We start from the raw sequence: 14,434 nt of genomic DNA, 5'->3' as shown, positions 1-14,434 counted from the left end.
GGTAAAAAAGCCGGAATTTGTGGGATTAAAAGCAAATCGTATGCCGGGATGGGAAGACATTGAACAAAGGCAGGAACTTCGAAATACCTCTCCGTTTATTGATTATCCTGTGAGAAGTGTAGGTCCCATTGTGCAGGGTGCTCGTATTGTAGATTTGGCAGTGAACCCTTCCAATACAAAGTTTTTTTATGTGGCATATGCTTCGGGAGGACTATTTAAGACTGAAAATAAAGGAAACTCCTTTGAACCGATTTTTGATAATCAGGGAACATTGACAATTGGGGATATTGCCCTGGCTCCATCAGATGAAAAGATAATTTATGTAGGGACTGGTGAAAATAACAGTAGCCGATCAAGTTATGCAGGTTCTGGTATATATAAAAGTGATGATGGAGGTCAAAATTGGAAGCAATTGGGACTAGATAACATTCAGCACACCGGTAGGATTATCGTCCATCCAAAACAACCTAATACAGTATGGGTGGCGTCTTTGGGGGCTTTATATTCGGCAAATCCTCAAAGGGGTGTTTATAAAACCACAGATGGAGGAAAGACATGGGATAAAACCCTTTTCGTCAATGACAGCACGGGGGTTATTGATTTAGTGATTAATCCTGAAAATCCTGATCAATTGTGGGCTGCAACCTGGGAAAGAAGTAGGCAAGCTTTTGATTTCGTGGGAAATGGAGAAGGTTCTGCTGTTTATCGTTCCGACGATGGTGGAGAAAACTGGCAAAAGATGGCTGCTGGGCTCCCTGAAGGTAAAGGTATGGGAAGAATAGGTTTAGCTATTTCTCCTTCAGAAACTAATGTATTATATGCTTTAGTAGATAATCAAAGCGAAGAGCAAAAGGAAAAAGATAAAACCGAAAAAGGAAAGTTACAGGCCAGGGATTTTGTTGATATGTCTGTTGCTGACTTTCAGGAAATTGACAATGTCGCTCTAAAAGAGTTTTTGGAAGAAAATGGTTTTCCGAAGAAATATACGCCTGAAAGTATTAAGAAGGATGTTTCTGATGAAAAATATCTGCCTTCCGCATTGGCTGATTATCTAGGGGATGCTGTGACTGCCATGATGGAGACTACAGTGAAGGGTGCGGAATTATATCGTTCTGATAATTCCGGAGAAAGCTGGTATAAGGTCAATGAACAAAGTATGGATGGTATATATTATACCTATGGTTATTATTTCGGTGAGGTGCGAGTGTCCCCTGATAATTCAGATGAATTGTATGTTTTAGGAGTGCCCTTAGTAAAATCTACTGATGGGGGTAAAACTTTCAAACAAGTGGGAGAAAAAGTACATGCTGATCAGCAGTCCATGTGGATTGATCCTAACGATAGCCATCATATATTACTAGGAAATGATGGTGGTTTGTATGAGAGTTATGATGGGGCAGCTTCCTTCCGTCATATTAATAATATGACTGTAGGGCAGTTTTATTCGGTTGCTGTTGACATGGAAGAACCTTACAATATCTACGGGGGAATGCAAGATAATGGGACACTCTATGGGTCTTCTAAATCTATTCCAAATGAGACAGAAAACTGGAAAGAGATTATGGGAGGAGATGGAATGTTTGTGGTCCTTGATCCTCGGGATAGTAAGGTCGTTTATACGGGATTTCAATTTGGAAACTATTATAGAAGGAATTTTCGAACTGGAGAAGATAAATACATTACCCCTGTTCGGGAGTTAGGAGAGCCTGCCTTGCGATACAATTGGCGTACCCCAGTGGTGATGAGCCCTCACAATGCTGATATTATTTATACTGCCTCTCAAAAATTGTACAGGAGTATGGATCAGGGAGATAATTGGGAGGCGATTAGCGGTGACCTAACCAAAGATCTTCCTCAGGGAAATGTTCCTTTTTCTACGATTACCTCCATTTCGGAATCTCCTCTTAAGTTCGGTTTACTTTATGTGGGAACCGATGATGGGAATATTCAACGAAGCAAAGATGGGGGAAATACTTGGGAATTGATCAATAACGGATTACCGGAAGGACTGTGGGTAACCAAAATTCAGGCTTCTCCTCATGAGGAAGGAACTGTTTTTGTCTCTTTAAGTGGGTATACCAAGGATGATTTTACTACCTATGTCTATAAAAGTACGGATTTTGGAAACACCTGGACTTCTTTAAAAGGAAACCTTCCTGCTGAGCCAGTAAATATAGTATTACAAGATGCTGTAAACCCTGATTTATTATATGTGGGTAGGGAACATGGAACTTACATTAGTCTAAATGGTGGTAGTAACTGGAATTTTGTGTACAACATTCCAAATGTTGCCTCTTACGATATGGTAGTGCATCCAAGAGAGAATGAGTTGGTTATTGGTACTCATGGCAGGAGTGTTTATGTGATGGATGTAAAGCCTCTTCAGGAAATGAAAGGTAAGGAAAATGAAGCTGTAATTGCATTTCCAACAGAAAGCTTGAAATTTTCCAAAAGATGGGGTGTACAGCGATTCGCTTTTATAGAAGCAAAAGAGCCCAAAGTTGACTTCTTGTATTATATTGGACAAAATTCACAAACTATTAAAGTTGAAATTTATAATCAGGAAGGAGCTTTAGTAAGAGATTTAATTGCAGATGGCTCTAAAGGTTTTCATCAACTTTCTTGGGATGTTAAAAAGGCATCTTATAAAGGCAAAGGAAGTAGAAGAAAAGAAGTAGGAGAGAGGGAATACGCCCAAAAGGGTACTTACACTTTGAAATTTATTAACGGAAATTCTGTTGCAGAAACAACTTTTGAAATTATTTAAGGTCAATAGTTGACTAAACTTTAAAGGAGGCTAGGTGATTTTTTGAAAAGAAAATTGCTTAGCCTCTTTTTTAAGTTAACCAGAACATGAAATAAGTTTAAAGCCTGAAATTTTTGTGCTTCCCAACCTTTTCTTTTAATTGCATTGGCTTTTAACCTTGGCACTTCTGATTTGGTTTCCGTGCTAAAAATGGTCAAAGAAAAAGAATCAGAGAGAAATCAAGATTTCCTTATGAGAAAATTGAGGGCTCCCCTTGGTTATCCATTTGGTTATTTATCTCGGTTTTGAAATGTTGACCTCACGATCAGAATAGTGGCCAATATTTTTTCTAATTTAGGGATCATTAAATCATTAAAATTATGTCCATTCATCAATCTAATATAAAAAGAGTAACCACTCATCAATTACAGGCAATGAAGGAGCGTGGGGAGAAAATTTCCATGCTAACTGCTTATGATTATTCCATGGCACGCATATTGGATAATGCAGGAATTGATGTGTTACTAGTTGGGGACTCTGCTTCCAATGTGATGGCAGGAAATGAAACTACCCTTCCCATTACCTTGGATCAAATGATTTACCATGCTTCCTCTGTAATCAAGGCCGTTAAAAGGGCTTTTGTTGTGGTCGATATCCCATTTGGTTCCTATCAGGGAAATTCTTCTGAGGCTTTGCGTTCTGCTATCCGAATTATGAAGGAAGCGGGTGCTCATGGAGTAAAAGTAGAAGGAGGAAGTGAGATCATTGAATCCGTTCGCCGAATCCTTACCGCTGGTATCCCTGTGCTGGGCCATTTAGGTCTTACTCCTCAATCTATTTATAAATTTGGAACCTATACCGTTAGGGCAAAGGAGGAAGAGGAGGCCCAAAAACTAATTGAGGATGCAAAATTGTTGGAAGAAGCTGGATGTTTTGGAATTGTACTAGAAAAGATACCTGCGGAATTAGCAGGGAGAGTGGCACGAGAAGTTTCCATACCAATTATTGGAATTGGGGCTGGCCCTGAGGTAGATGGGCAGGTGCTGGTAGTGCATGACATGCTGGGAATTACACATGAATTTAAACCTCGTTTCTTAAGAAGTTATGCAGATTTGAATGCAGTGATTACCCAAGCCGTTTCTGCCTTTATTGAGGATGTCAAGAATAAGGACTTCCCAAATGAAAAAGAAAGCTATTAAGAATTGGGAATTAAGAACCAAGCCCTCACTATATCATTTTGGCCTTAAACTCTTTAGAACTTTATCGTGATCAAATTCTAAATATTCTTGGTTAAATCTATTTATTCCGGTTGGTAAATAACCTATTTTTGTCCAACTTAAATTTTGTGAAAATTTACGTAAATTTTTAATATCAGTTATGAGCGAACAAAAGATTACAATTCAGGACGGCAAGCTGATTGTTCCTGATAATCCAACGATTCCATTTATTGAAGGAGATGGTACTGGAGTAGATATTTGGCCGGCTGCAAAGCAGGTATTGGATGCTGCTGTAGAAAAGGCTTACAATGGCAATAAAAAAATTGTTTGGAAGGAAGTGCTTGCTGGTGAGAAAGCCTTCAATAAAACAGGAGAATGGTTACCAAAAGAAACACTCGATATTTTTAATGAATACCTGGTGGGAATTAAAGGACCGTTGACTACTCCTGTAGGAGGAGGAATTCGTTCTTTGAATGTAGCCCTACGACAAGAATTAGACCTTTATGCTTGTGTTAGACCTGTGAGGTGGTTTGAAGGAGTGCCTTCTCCTGTAAAAGATCCTTCTAAGACTGATATGGTGATCTTCAGGGAAAATACTGAGGATATCTACGCAGGAATTGAATACATGGCTGGAACACCAGAGGCAGACAAAGTAAAGGCCTTTTTGAAAAACGAAATGGGTGTTTCTAAAATTCGCTTCCCAGAAACTTCTTCTATTGGTATTAAACCGGTTTCTATCGAAGGTACTGAGCGTTTGGTTAGAGGTGCTATAAATTATGCCATTGAGCATAATAAGCCTTCTGTAACTTTAGTGCACAAAGGAAATATCATGAAGTTTACCGAAGGTGCATTCAAAAACTGGGGATATGCTTTAGCAGAAAGAGAATTTGGAGACAAAGTGTTTACCTGGGCTCAATATGATCGTATTGCTGAAGAATCAGGAAAAGCTGCTGCCGATGCTGCACAGGATGAGGCTTTGAAGGCGGGAAAGATTTTGATCAAAGATTCCATTGCTGATGCCTTTTTACAGCAAATTTTGTTGAGACCAGCAGAATATTCTGTGATTGCTACCCTTAACCTAAATGGTGACTACGTTTCTGATGCCTTGGCAGCTATTGTGGGAGGTATTGGTATTGCCCCTGGTGCAAACATAAACTATGCTACCGGACATGCTATTTTCGAGGCTACTCATGGTACTGCTCCTAAATACGCAGGACAAGATAAAGTAAACCCTGGTTCAGTAATCCTTTCAGGTGCATTGATGTTGGAGCACCTAGGATGGCAGGAAGCTGCTAATTTGGTGTACAAAGGGTTGGAAGAATCTATTAAACAAAAGAAGGTTACTTATGATTTTGAAAGACTAATGGAAGGAGCTACTCTTTTGAAGTGTTCTGAATTTGGTCAGGAGATTGTGAATAACATGTAATTCATACTCTCAATTAAGATAAAAAAAGCCCAATAATTTGGGCTTTTTTTTATAGAGAAGCTCTAATTGCTGATTACAATCTTTCTCACAATAACTTCATTTCCCGTCTCTATTCTAATTGAATAAAAACCGTTAGCAAAGCCTTTTAAGTTTAATTCCGCCTTATTGGATTGTATCATTTTCTGTAGTAGTTCACCATTCAGGTCAAAAACTTTGAGTTCCTTAATCGTCTTTTCCTTCAATTGGACGTTCAATTCCTGTTTGGCTGGGTTTGGATAAAGCCTCAAATCCAGATCATCAAAACCATCTTTCAAACCACTAATTATCGTTCCTTCACCTGTTAATGCAATTGTTTTAATTCCATATTCGGCATCAGAGTTAATGGTTAGTTTTCTAAATAGGATTTTACCTAAGGTGGTTGAAATGTAATTTATATAGATTTAGGTTTCTCGTTAATGGGTAAAAGTATAAACTTTTAATCAATTTTTAGAACAGGTAATTTTAAAGAGTAAATTTTTTAAATGTAAAGCAGAAATTAAGGTCATTAGAAAACCCTTTTTTGTATAGAACTTTATCAACCTGTATCATGTATGATGTATATGGGAGGTGAGTTACCATTATTGCCGTTGCAAATTGTTTTATTTCCAGGTGAGAAGTTAAACCTTCACATTTTTGAACCCCGTTACAAGGATTTGGTCAATGATTGCCTGGCATTAAATACAAATTTCGGCATACCGTCTTATATAAAAAAATCCATTGAATATGGGACCGAAGTAGAAATTTTGGGTGTAAAAAAAATCTATGACGACGGATGTATGGACATTAGTGTTCGAGGAGAAAAAGTGTTTAAAATAGAGAATTACGAAAACCCAGCTCCGGGAAAGAAATATGCGGTTGGAGAAGTTTTATATTTGGAAGATATTGATAATGAAGAAGAGGAGGTGAAGGAGGAGATGTTGCAATTGGTGAGGGAGCTTTTTATGACATTGAATATGGTGAAAGATGTGCAGATCAATGAAGGGCTGAACGCCTATAATTTGGCCCATAAGGTGGGGATGAATCGTAGTCAGGAATATAAGATCTTGAGCACTGATAATGAAAATGATAGGCAACTACTTGTTATAAACCATCTGAAAAAAGCAATTCCACTTATCAAACAGGTAGAAGAAATGCGTGCTCGAGTAAAAATGAATGGCTATTTCCGCTACTTTGATCCACTCAATTTTTGATAAATATTAATTTTTTGAGCTTTTAACCATGCTCTTAATAAACCTTGATTAAAACTTATTGTGGTGATGGTTTGATCCCTTTTTGAACAATGATTCTTAGGGTAAAATGATAATTAGGTTAATTCTTTGGTCCTTGGATATATAGATGCAAATATTAGAGGCGACAGGGTTTTATTCCTCCCTTATTTTGTAATCCAACCACTAATCATAACTCAACTCTTCACCCTAAACTCTTCACTCTTAACTCTTCATTATTTATCTTTGGCTTTTAGAGTGAAATTTATGGCTGGAACGCAAATATCAGAATTCGGGGAAATACTTCTTTTTATTATAGGAGGTATCTTTTTTTTGATGGGTGGTTTGATCACCGCCTGGCTTATTAGGCCAAATCGTCCCAATGAAGAGAAGTTAACCACCTATGAATGTGGAGATGAACCTGTGGGGACAGCATGGGGGAGATTTAATATTCGATTTTATATCATAGCGGTTATTTTTGTGCTTTTTGATGTTGAACTTGTCTTTTTATTTCCCTGGGCCACAGTTTTTGGACAAAAGGTATTAATTGAACAGACACATGGAATGTGGGGATGGTTCACGATATTTGAAATGTTTCTGTTTATAGGAATTTTAGCTTTGGGATTAGCCTATGCTTGGGTTAAGGGAGATCTGGATTGGGAAAAACCTAAGGCGGTAGTTCCTTCCTTTGAATCAGCAATTCCACAATCGGCCTATAAACATATCAATGCCCGCACTCACTCAGTTAAAAAAGGGAAATCAAAAGAAACGGAAAATTAAGGAAGGTTTCTAAATGGGTTTGATTTTCATTTGTGCTTTATAATCTAAATCAAAATGATCATTAGATGATGTTCGTTTATCCTATAGAACTCCCATATGACTCTTTCTTCATCAAAAAGGGTGAAAATGGTTTAATGGAGTTCTGAAGGCCGCTTAAGGCAATCTTTTTCTGAAGAAAGAGAATTCTGGGAATAATTCAGTAGCATCTTTTGTGAATTTTAAATTGTCAATTTTTCAATGGGCTTATTAGATCAACAATTTGGATCCGGAGGGGTGATTGTCACCAAGGTAGATGACCTGATAAATTGGGCACGACTATCTTCATTGTGGCCTGTGGGCTTTGGAATTGCTTGTTGTGCTATTGAAATGATGTCTGGTTATGCCTCTAACTACGATATGGACCGTTTTGGGGTGATTCCCCGTCCATCGCCTCGTCAATCTGATGTGATGATCGTGGCGGGCACAGTTACTTTTAAAATGGCTGACAGAGTTCGACGGTTATATGAGCAAATGGCCGAACCTCGTTATGTGATCTCTATGGGGTCTTGCTCCAATTGTGGAGGGCCTTATTGGGAGCATGGATATCATGTGGTGAAAGGTGTTGATCGAGTAATCCCTGTAGATGTTTATGTGCCGGGTTGTCCGCCAAGACCTGAAGCCCTTATAGGGGGAATCCTGAAACTACAGGAAAAAATCAGGAATGAAAGCTTGATGGCTCCAGAAGCTTTGTTGAAACTAAATAAAAAACTGAATGCCTGAAAGTACCCTTTACCATGACCTTTGAAGAAATTGTTGAATTAATATCATCTGAATTTGGTGAAGAAGTAATTCTCGAAAAGGATTTAACCTCTTCGCCAGAATCATTATTTGTACCTGTTGACCAGGTGGCGAAAATTTGTCGTTTTCTGTATGAGCATGAAGCTACTTATTTTGATTTTCTTTCATGTCTCACCGCTATTGACAATGGTCCACAAATAAATACCATGGAAGTGGTTTATAATCTGTACTCTATTCCTTTCGATCATCATTTAATGTTAAAAGTGGTTGTTCCCCGGAATGAGGAAGGAAAGGCCCTACCTGAGGTGCCTTCTGTTAGCCATATATGGAGAACAGCAGATTGGCATGAACGAGAGGCTTTCGATTTGGTGGGTATTGCTTTTAAAAACCATCCTGATCTTAGGAGAATTTTACTTCCGGCAGATTGGAAAGGTAATCCTTTGAGAAAAGATTATCAGGATTTGGAAACCTACCATGGAATAAAAGTAGAATATTAGTTAAATAAAAAGTAATAACTCATAGGTTATTCCTCTACTTAACTCTTCATACCTCGTTCTTCAATATTAATTATTCATTTAAAAAATGCCTCAATACCAATATCATAAAGACCATCTGTTAAAATCTGAACCTAATAAATATACTGAGGAAGAGATAAAGTCGGATGAAATGATTCTCAGTGTAGGTCCCCAGCACCCTTCTACTCATGGAGTAATGAGATTAGAAGTTATTACCGATGGAGAAATTGTAAAAGATGTGGTTCCGCACTTGGGGTTTTTACACCGTTGCTTTGAGAAACATGCTGAATCTATGCCCTATAATCAAACGATCCCCTTTGTTGATCGAATGGATTATTTAGCAGCAATGAATTCAGAGCATGCCTATGTAATGGGAGTGGAAAGGATGTTGGGGATTGAAAAGGATATTTCCCCTCGGGTAGAGTTTATCCGAGTGTTGGTTGCAGAGTTGAATCGTCTGGCTTCCCACTTTTTAGCCATAGGTACTTATGGAATGGATATAGGGGCCTATACTCCTTTTTTATGGTTGATGCGCGACAGGGAACATATTCTCCGTTTGTTGGAATGGACTTGTGGTGCTCGAATGCTGTATAATTATATCTGGGTGGGAGGTTTATTTTACGACCTTCCTGTTGGCTTTGAAGAACGATGCAAGGAATTTATTGATTATTTAAAACCAAAATTGGATGAGCTCTACCGACTAATCATTGAAAACAAAATTTTTGTGGAGCGTACTGCTAATATTGGTGTTTTGCCCATGGATTTGGCAATAAATTATGGCGTTTCAGGGCCCATCTTAAGGGCTTCTGGTTTAAAGTATGACCTACGTCGTGTGGATGCCTATTCCGTTTATCCTGAACTGGAATTTGACATTCCTATTGGCAGAGGTGAAATGGGTACAGTAGGAGATTGTTGGGACAGAAATTATGTTCGGGTAAAAGAATGTGACGAATCTATCCGGATAATTGAACAATGTCTGGAGCGGCTTCAATCGGACCTCAAACGAACAAGGGATTTTGATCCCCAGGCTCATGTACCTAAAAAAATTCGACCCAAAAAGCAGGATCTTTATGTGCGAGCCGAAAATCCCAAAGGGGAGCTGGGTTTCTTTTTTCGTGCTGATGGAAGAAGTGATATACCTTTTCGTTGCAAAGCGAGATCTTGTTGTTTTAGTAACCTTTCTGTTCTTCCCGAGATTTCAAAAGGTGTAATGATTGCCGACCTGATTGCCATTGTCGGTTCAATTGATTTTGTAATGGGAGAGGTGGACCGATAAGGATACTTAATAATAAAACAGTGGGAGGAAATCCGAATTATTGCAACCCCATGTTTTAGTGGAGGTGGAACTGGAAATTTTGCGCTCCTATGAAGGGTTCCTTCCTTGATTTTTTTGTTTTTGGATATTTATAAGAAGGAAACACTAAATCCAAAGGTCATATAATTCATCCTGTCAGCACCTACAAACTGTAGTTGATCTGTTACGGGAATAATTTGTTGTGGATCTTGTCCTCTTACAAAAATACGACTTGTAGTCCACCACCAGAAGGCACTAAAATTTTTCCATCCTGCTCGGGCACCAATACTGACCCGTGTATTATTAAAGGTGAACTTCCCTTTCCGTTTATTTATTTTTACTTTGGCATCTTGTCGAAATTTAACTTTAGTCTTAGAATCGAAGCGAAGGCCTAGTCGAGCACCAATGGCTACAAAAAAGCCCTTTCGTTTTAATTCATTCTCACTCCAAAAATACAGGAAAAAGGGGATGTCGATAAAATCCAGTTCAAATTGACTTTTAAAAACTCGTGTAAGAAATTGAAATTGATCAAGCCTAGTAAGTTTTTCAATTAGAGTAATAGTTCGGGTAGAATCTACGAGTGTAAAGGCATCTCTTCTTCCGGCGAGGCGTTTAAAACTAAATTTATTCATGGATAACCCAATCCCTGGTCTCAGCGCTAAAAATGACCTTCCCAAAGGGATGTTATAAAAGTAATAGACTTCGAAAGTTCGGGACCCCCAACCATTCAATTTAAACACTTGAGGACGATTATTTAATGAATTAAGACCTAAAGAGAAGTAAATAATTCCTGGAATATCGGGTTGTTCATACTTCCGCTTAAGCCCTTTTTTATCCTTTTTGCCCTCTTCCTCTTTGTTATTATTATCATTAGCAAAAACCGTCAATGACGCTAAAAAAAAGAGTAAAAACAGAGAAGTTATTAACTTATTCATAGTCTGTGGATTATATGATTTAAGCTTCCCAGGGCCGATTTTAAAGGTGAATTTTTAAAAAAAACTTTGCTGGAGACGTTTTTGTTTAAAGAATATTTATCTACCTTTGTCCCACATTAAAGGAATGAGAGAGGAATCCCGAATAACTTTTAATGGACTCGTAGCTTAACTGGATAGAGCACCTGGTTACGGCCCAGGAGGTTGGGGGTTCGACTCCCTCCGAGTTCACAGCAAATAAAGTAAATAACTACAAAACCGTCTTTAGAGCTTCTAAAGGCGGTTTTTTGTTTTTGGAAAACCCCTAAACCGTTCAATAAATCCCACTAAATAGGTCACCAATTCGGTCACCATGTCTCTCCATTCGGTCACCATTTTTGAGCTCTTAATCTTTCTTTACACAACATAAATCCTTGTTTTCCTGTTTTATACTTAGTAGATTATTGAGCAAAGTGAGGCATTCGGTCACCATTTTCTCATTTAACCCCTAAGTAGATGGAGAATACCTTCAACGTTCTATTTTGGCATTACAAATACAAAACCAATAAAAGAGGGTTTGCTCCCATTTATGCGCGCATTACCATTAATGGGAAAAGAGCGGAGTTGTCCACACATTGTTCCCTTCCTCCTGAGAAGTGGGATGCTAAAAAAGCAAGGGCAGGGGGGTATTCTGAAGAAGCTCGTACCATCAATGCCCGTTTAGATAAGATCAACTACAAATTAGGAGAGATTTACCATCGTTTGATCGATAGGGGAGATGTAGTTTCCCCAAAGTTGATCCGAGATATTTATTTGGGCAAGGCTGTACGGCAACATTCCATCGTCACATTGATGGAAGATTACACCCAAAGAGTGAAAGCCCAGGTTGGCACCACTTACACCGAAGGAACCTACCGTAAGTACAAAACCAGCCTGAGCCATTTAAGAGAATTTATAGACAACTTCTATAAAGTCGAAGACATACCCCTTAAGAAGTTAACCTATCAATTTATTGCCGATTTTGAATACTGGCTTAAGTCGGATAAACGCAATGCTCATAATGCAGCACTAAAGCATATTGAAAGAGTCAGGAAAATCACCAAAATGGCCGTAGACAATGAATGGGTAGACAAGGACCCTTTTGCCAAATTCAAAGCCAGAAAAGAAAAAACCACCAGGGAATTTTTGACAGAAGAGGAGTTGAAGGTATTGGAGGAAAAAACCTTTTCTGTTTATCGCCTACAATTGGTGCTGGACCTTTTCCTCTTTTCCTGCTACACCGGTCTTTCCTATATTGATTTGAAAAGTATTACCAAAGATTATCTGGTTACAGGAATAGACAACAGCAAATGGTTATCTAGTCAAAGAGTAAAAACAGGAACACCCTATAACGTTCCTCTATTACCAAAAGCCGAAAAGCTTCTGGAAAAATATGCCACACATCCAGAGGTTGATGGCACAGGGAAATTACTACCCGTTCTGAGTAACCAAAAGTTAAATGCTTACCTCAAGGAAATTGCAGATCTATGCGAAATCAAAAAGACCCTTACCTTTCACATGGCAAGGCATACATTTGCTACTACCATTACCCTTACCAATGGGGTCTCTATTGAAAGTGTAAGTGCCATGTTAGGACACAGTGATATAAAAACCACACAGATATATGCAAAGGTCGTTCAAAGTAAGATTAGCGAAGATATGAGCCTGCTAAGGGAAAGGTTAATCAAGAAGGAAGAGCAAGATAAAGATTTTAAAAATTTTATTTAGAGGTTTTTTTTATAATATGCTAATATTTTTAATTTGTATTTTTTTCATTTTCAAAAGTACTTATTGAATAATATTTGATATTATTTTATCGTTTTTGATCTAAAATATTTCTGAAAATAATGAGTAAATAGTGGGAATTAAAACCAAAGGAGTGTATGACCTATATATTATCTCTTTTTGATGAACTACTAAGAGAAAAGATATTTGAGAAAAAATACACTACCTCTTGTCTGTATGAAAAAATTCGGATGCTGGAAGCTGAAAATTACCTATTGTTCCGTATCAAACTTCACCTCCAAAAAAATAATCAATGGGTTATCAAAAAAGTAAAAGAATGGGAAAGTTGTTCCAGGCAAAAACTAAATTTAAAATCCACTTTTATTACCCAGCCCCTACAAAATGAAAAGCTCTTCGCTAACTTATCCGAAACCGTTAAGCAGTTAGTTTGGAAGGAGAGAGGCAATCATCCCAAAAATTTAAAGTCTATCAGCCTTCAATACCTTGAAAATAAAAAAGAACTTCTGGCTGAAATATCCTATTTCCGACTGGATTTAGCCAATCTGTCACCTTCCGATTACAGGAAAACTTTTGTTGAGTTGCTGCTCAACAAAGAAAGACACAGGGCTTACAGAAGAATTTTTAAAGGATATACTGCTCAAACCTCCTGCAGCAGGGCCTCTGACTTTTTAAGCGTACAATTAAAACAACTGGACCACCTTCTTAGGGAAGCGCGGATAAAGCAGGTACAATACCAGGAAAAAAACAAAAGGACTGAGGCAGAAATTGAGACCTTTTTACTTTACAGTGTTTTTCAGGAGACCTTGTGCAGTCTTTCCCAAAAACTATCTCTCTCTTTTGCAGCTACAGATCCCGACTTGTTAGCCAATAGAACTCGAGTAGAAGGAAACTGTAAAATTTTTTACTCTCAAGAGGAAGTGCAGTCAAAAAAAGATCTGTTGGACCTTATCAAAGTCAAGGTTGTTTCACTTCCACTTCAAAAGCTTGTCCAATTTCCGGTAGAGCAATTCCTGGAATTAGCGCACAAGCCGCTTAGTGAACATGAGCACCTCCACATTACGGTCTTTTATGAATTATCCAATGGGATTGAAACTTATCTCAGTTCAAAAAGAGTATTTAAAAATAACCTTAAACCCTTGGAGGAGAAACTGCTTCCCTACCTGGTCAAATCCAATTTCTCACCTGCTTTCATTTTAAAGTATTTTGACGCTTTTCAGGAAGAAAAAATGGAAACTATGGAGAACCAAGAAAAGAGGTTTTACCTGAAAAAGTTACAGAAGGAGTATCAGGTCCATCAATTGGCAGCCAGTAGTTTCAAACCTTACCATCATTATGAAGGACAAAAACCAGCTATTTTTCACGTTCTTAAATTGATAAAAAAGGAATTAAAACAGCTTTCCAAAGTGAATTCACCCAATGAATCCAAGGAAAAAAAAGAGCCCCAAATTAAGCCACTTACCTTTGAAATGAGTAGGAATGACCTGGCGGCATTTTTCCTTTCTTTAAAAGAGGCAGGGATCATTTCTTCAAAACACACCCATCATCAAATTGCCAGATTTTTGGAAACGTCCACCTTTTTCAATTCTGGAAAGCCGATGAAACACATTGAATCTTTACTGAGCCGTTTAAATAATGAAGAGCTGCTAGCTAATCCATATCTGAAAGAAATGCAGGCAATTTTGATTCACCTAATTAAAAATAAAAATGATTGATTTTCCCATAGGAAAAGAGTTTCCTTA

Annotated in this window: 12 protein-coding genes and 1 tRNA gene; 11 read left to right on the top strand and 2 right to left on the bottom strand. The window is 38.0% G+C overall.

The features are described 5' to 3' along the window. Window positions 1–19 precede the first annotated feature (19 nt). The 3 genes from E1171_RS19080 to icd all read left to right on the top strand — a co-directional run bounded on the left by E1171_RS19080 (window position 20) and on the right by icd (window position 5,389). Window positions 20–2,767, top strand: a complete 2,748-nt coding sequence (locus E1171_RS19080) for a VPS10 domain-containing protein (RefSeq protein WP_155207654.1) — start codon at window positions 20–22, stop codon at window positions 2,765–2,767. 359 nt (window positions 2,768–3,126) lie between these two features. Continuing rightward, window positions 3,127–3,945 (top strand): 3-methyl-2-oxobutanoate hydroxymethyltransferase, encoded by an 819-nt coding sequence (gene panB / locus E1171_RS19075; RefSeq protein ID WP_155207653.1) that lies wholly within the window; start codon window positions 3,127–3,129, stop codon window positions 3,943–3,945. 178 nt (window positions 3,946–4,123) lie between these two features. After that, complete coding sequence (icd, locus tag E1171_RS19070) at window positions 4,124–5,389, top strand: NADP-dependent isocitrate dehydrogenase (protein ID WP_155207652.1); 1,266 nt, start codon at window positions 4,124–4,126, stop codon at window positions 5,387–5,389. 62 nt (window positions 5,390–5,451) lie between these two features. Here the strand turns inward: icd and E1171_RS19065 are convergent, their stop codons facing one another. Next, window positions 5,452–5,703 carry a T9SS type A sorting domain-containing protein gene (locus tag E1171_RS19065; RefSeq protein ID WP_155207651.1) on the bottom strand — a complete coding sequence of 84 codons (252 nt, stop codon included), beginning with the start codon at window positions 5,701–5,703 and terminating at the stop codon, window positions 5,452–5,454. Window positions 5,704–5,979: 276 nt separating this feature from the next. Between E1171_RS19065 and E1171_RS19060 the strand changes: the two genes are divergently transcribed. From E1171_RS19060 to E1171_RS19040, 5 genes are all read left to right on the top strand, one after another. Further along, complete coding sequence (locus tag E1171_RS19060) at window positions 5,980–6,618, top strand: LON peptidase substrate-binding domain-containing protein (RefSeq protein ID WP_155207650.1); 639 nt, start codon at window positions 5,980–5,982, stop codon at window positions 6,616–6,618. A 282-nt stretch (window positions 6,619–6,900) separates the two neighbouring features. Continuing rightward, window positions 6,901–7,413 carry an NADH-quinone oxidoreductase subunit A gene (locus tag E1171_RS19055; RefSeq protein WP_155207649.1) on the top strand — a complete coding sequence of 171 codons (513 nt, stop codon included), beginning with the start codon at window positions 6,901–6,903 and terminating at the stop codon, window positions 7,411–7,413. A 237-nt stretch (window positions 7,414–7,650) separates the two neighbouring features. Continuing rightward, entirely contained in the window at window positions 7,651–8,172 is a 522-nt protein-coding gene (gene nuoB / locus E1171_RS19050) for an NADH-quinone oxidoreductase subunit NuoB (protein WP_155207648.1), read from the top strand. 14 nt (window positions 8,173–8,186) lie between these two features. Then, window positions 8,187–8,687 (top strand): NADH-quinone oxidoreductase subunit C, encoded by a 501-nt coding sequence (locus E1171_RS19045; RefSeq protein WP_155207647.1) that lies wholly within the window; start codon window positions 8,187–8,189, stop codon window positions 8,685–8,687. Window positions 8,688–8,772: 85 nt separating this feature from the next. Continuing rightward, on the top strand, window positions 8,773–9,981 hold the full coding sequence (locus E1171_RS19040; RefSeq protein ID WP_155207646.1) for an NADH-quinone oxidoreductase subunit D: 1,209 nt from the start codon (window positions 8,773–8,775) through the stop codon (window positions 9,979–9,981). A gap of 128 nt (window positions 9,982–10,109) precedes the next feature. On the opposite strand, the gene E1171_RS19035 is transcribed toward E1171_RS19040, so the two are convergent. Further along, the gene (locus tag E1171_RS19035; protein ID WP_155207645.1) at window positions 10,110–10,934 is read right to left on the bottom strand and encodes an outer membrane beta-barrel protein; all 825 of its coding nucleotides are present in this window, start codon (window positions 10,932–10,934) and stop codon (window positions 10,110–10,112) included. A gap of 154 nt (window positions 10,935–11,088) precedes the next feature. Between E1171_RS19035 and E1171_RS19030 the strand changes: the two genes are divergently transcribed. From E1171_RS19030 to E1171_RS19020, 3 genes are all read left to right on the top strand, one after another. After that, window positions 11,089–11,162: transfer RNA gene (locus E1171_RS19030), tRNA-Arg, on the top strand. 264 nt (window positions 11,163–11,426) lie between these two features. Continuing rightward, window positions 11,427–12,677 carry a site-specific integrase gene (locus E1171_RS19025; protein WP_155207644.1) on the top strand — a complete coding sequence of 417 codons (1,251 nt, stop codon included), beginning with the start codon at window positions 11,427–11,429 and terminating at the stop codon, window positions 12,675–12,677. Window positions 12,678–12,832: 155 nt separating this feature from the next. Then, window positions 12,833–14,407 carry a hypothetical protein gene (locus tag E1171_RS19020; RefSeq protein WP_155207643.1) on the top strand — a complete coding sequence of 525 codons (1,575 nt, stop codon included), beginning with the start codon at window positions 12,833–12,835 and terminating at the stop codon, window positions 14,405–14,407. Window positions 14,408–14,434 lie beyond the last annotated feature (27 nt).

Source organism: Xanthovirga aplysinae, from assembly GCF_009711365.1.
Lineage (GTDB): Bacteria > Bacteroidota > Bacteroidia > Cytophagales > Cyclobacteriaceae > Xanthovirga > Xanthovirga aplysinae.
This window is presented reverse-complemented; position numbering and strand designations above follow the sequence as displayed.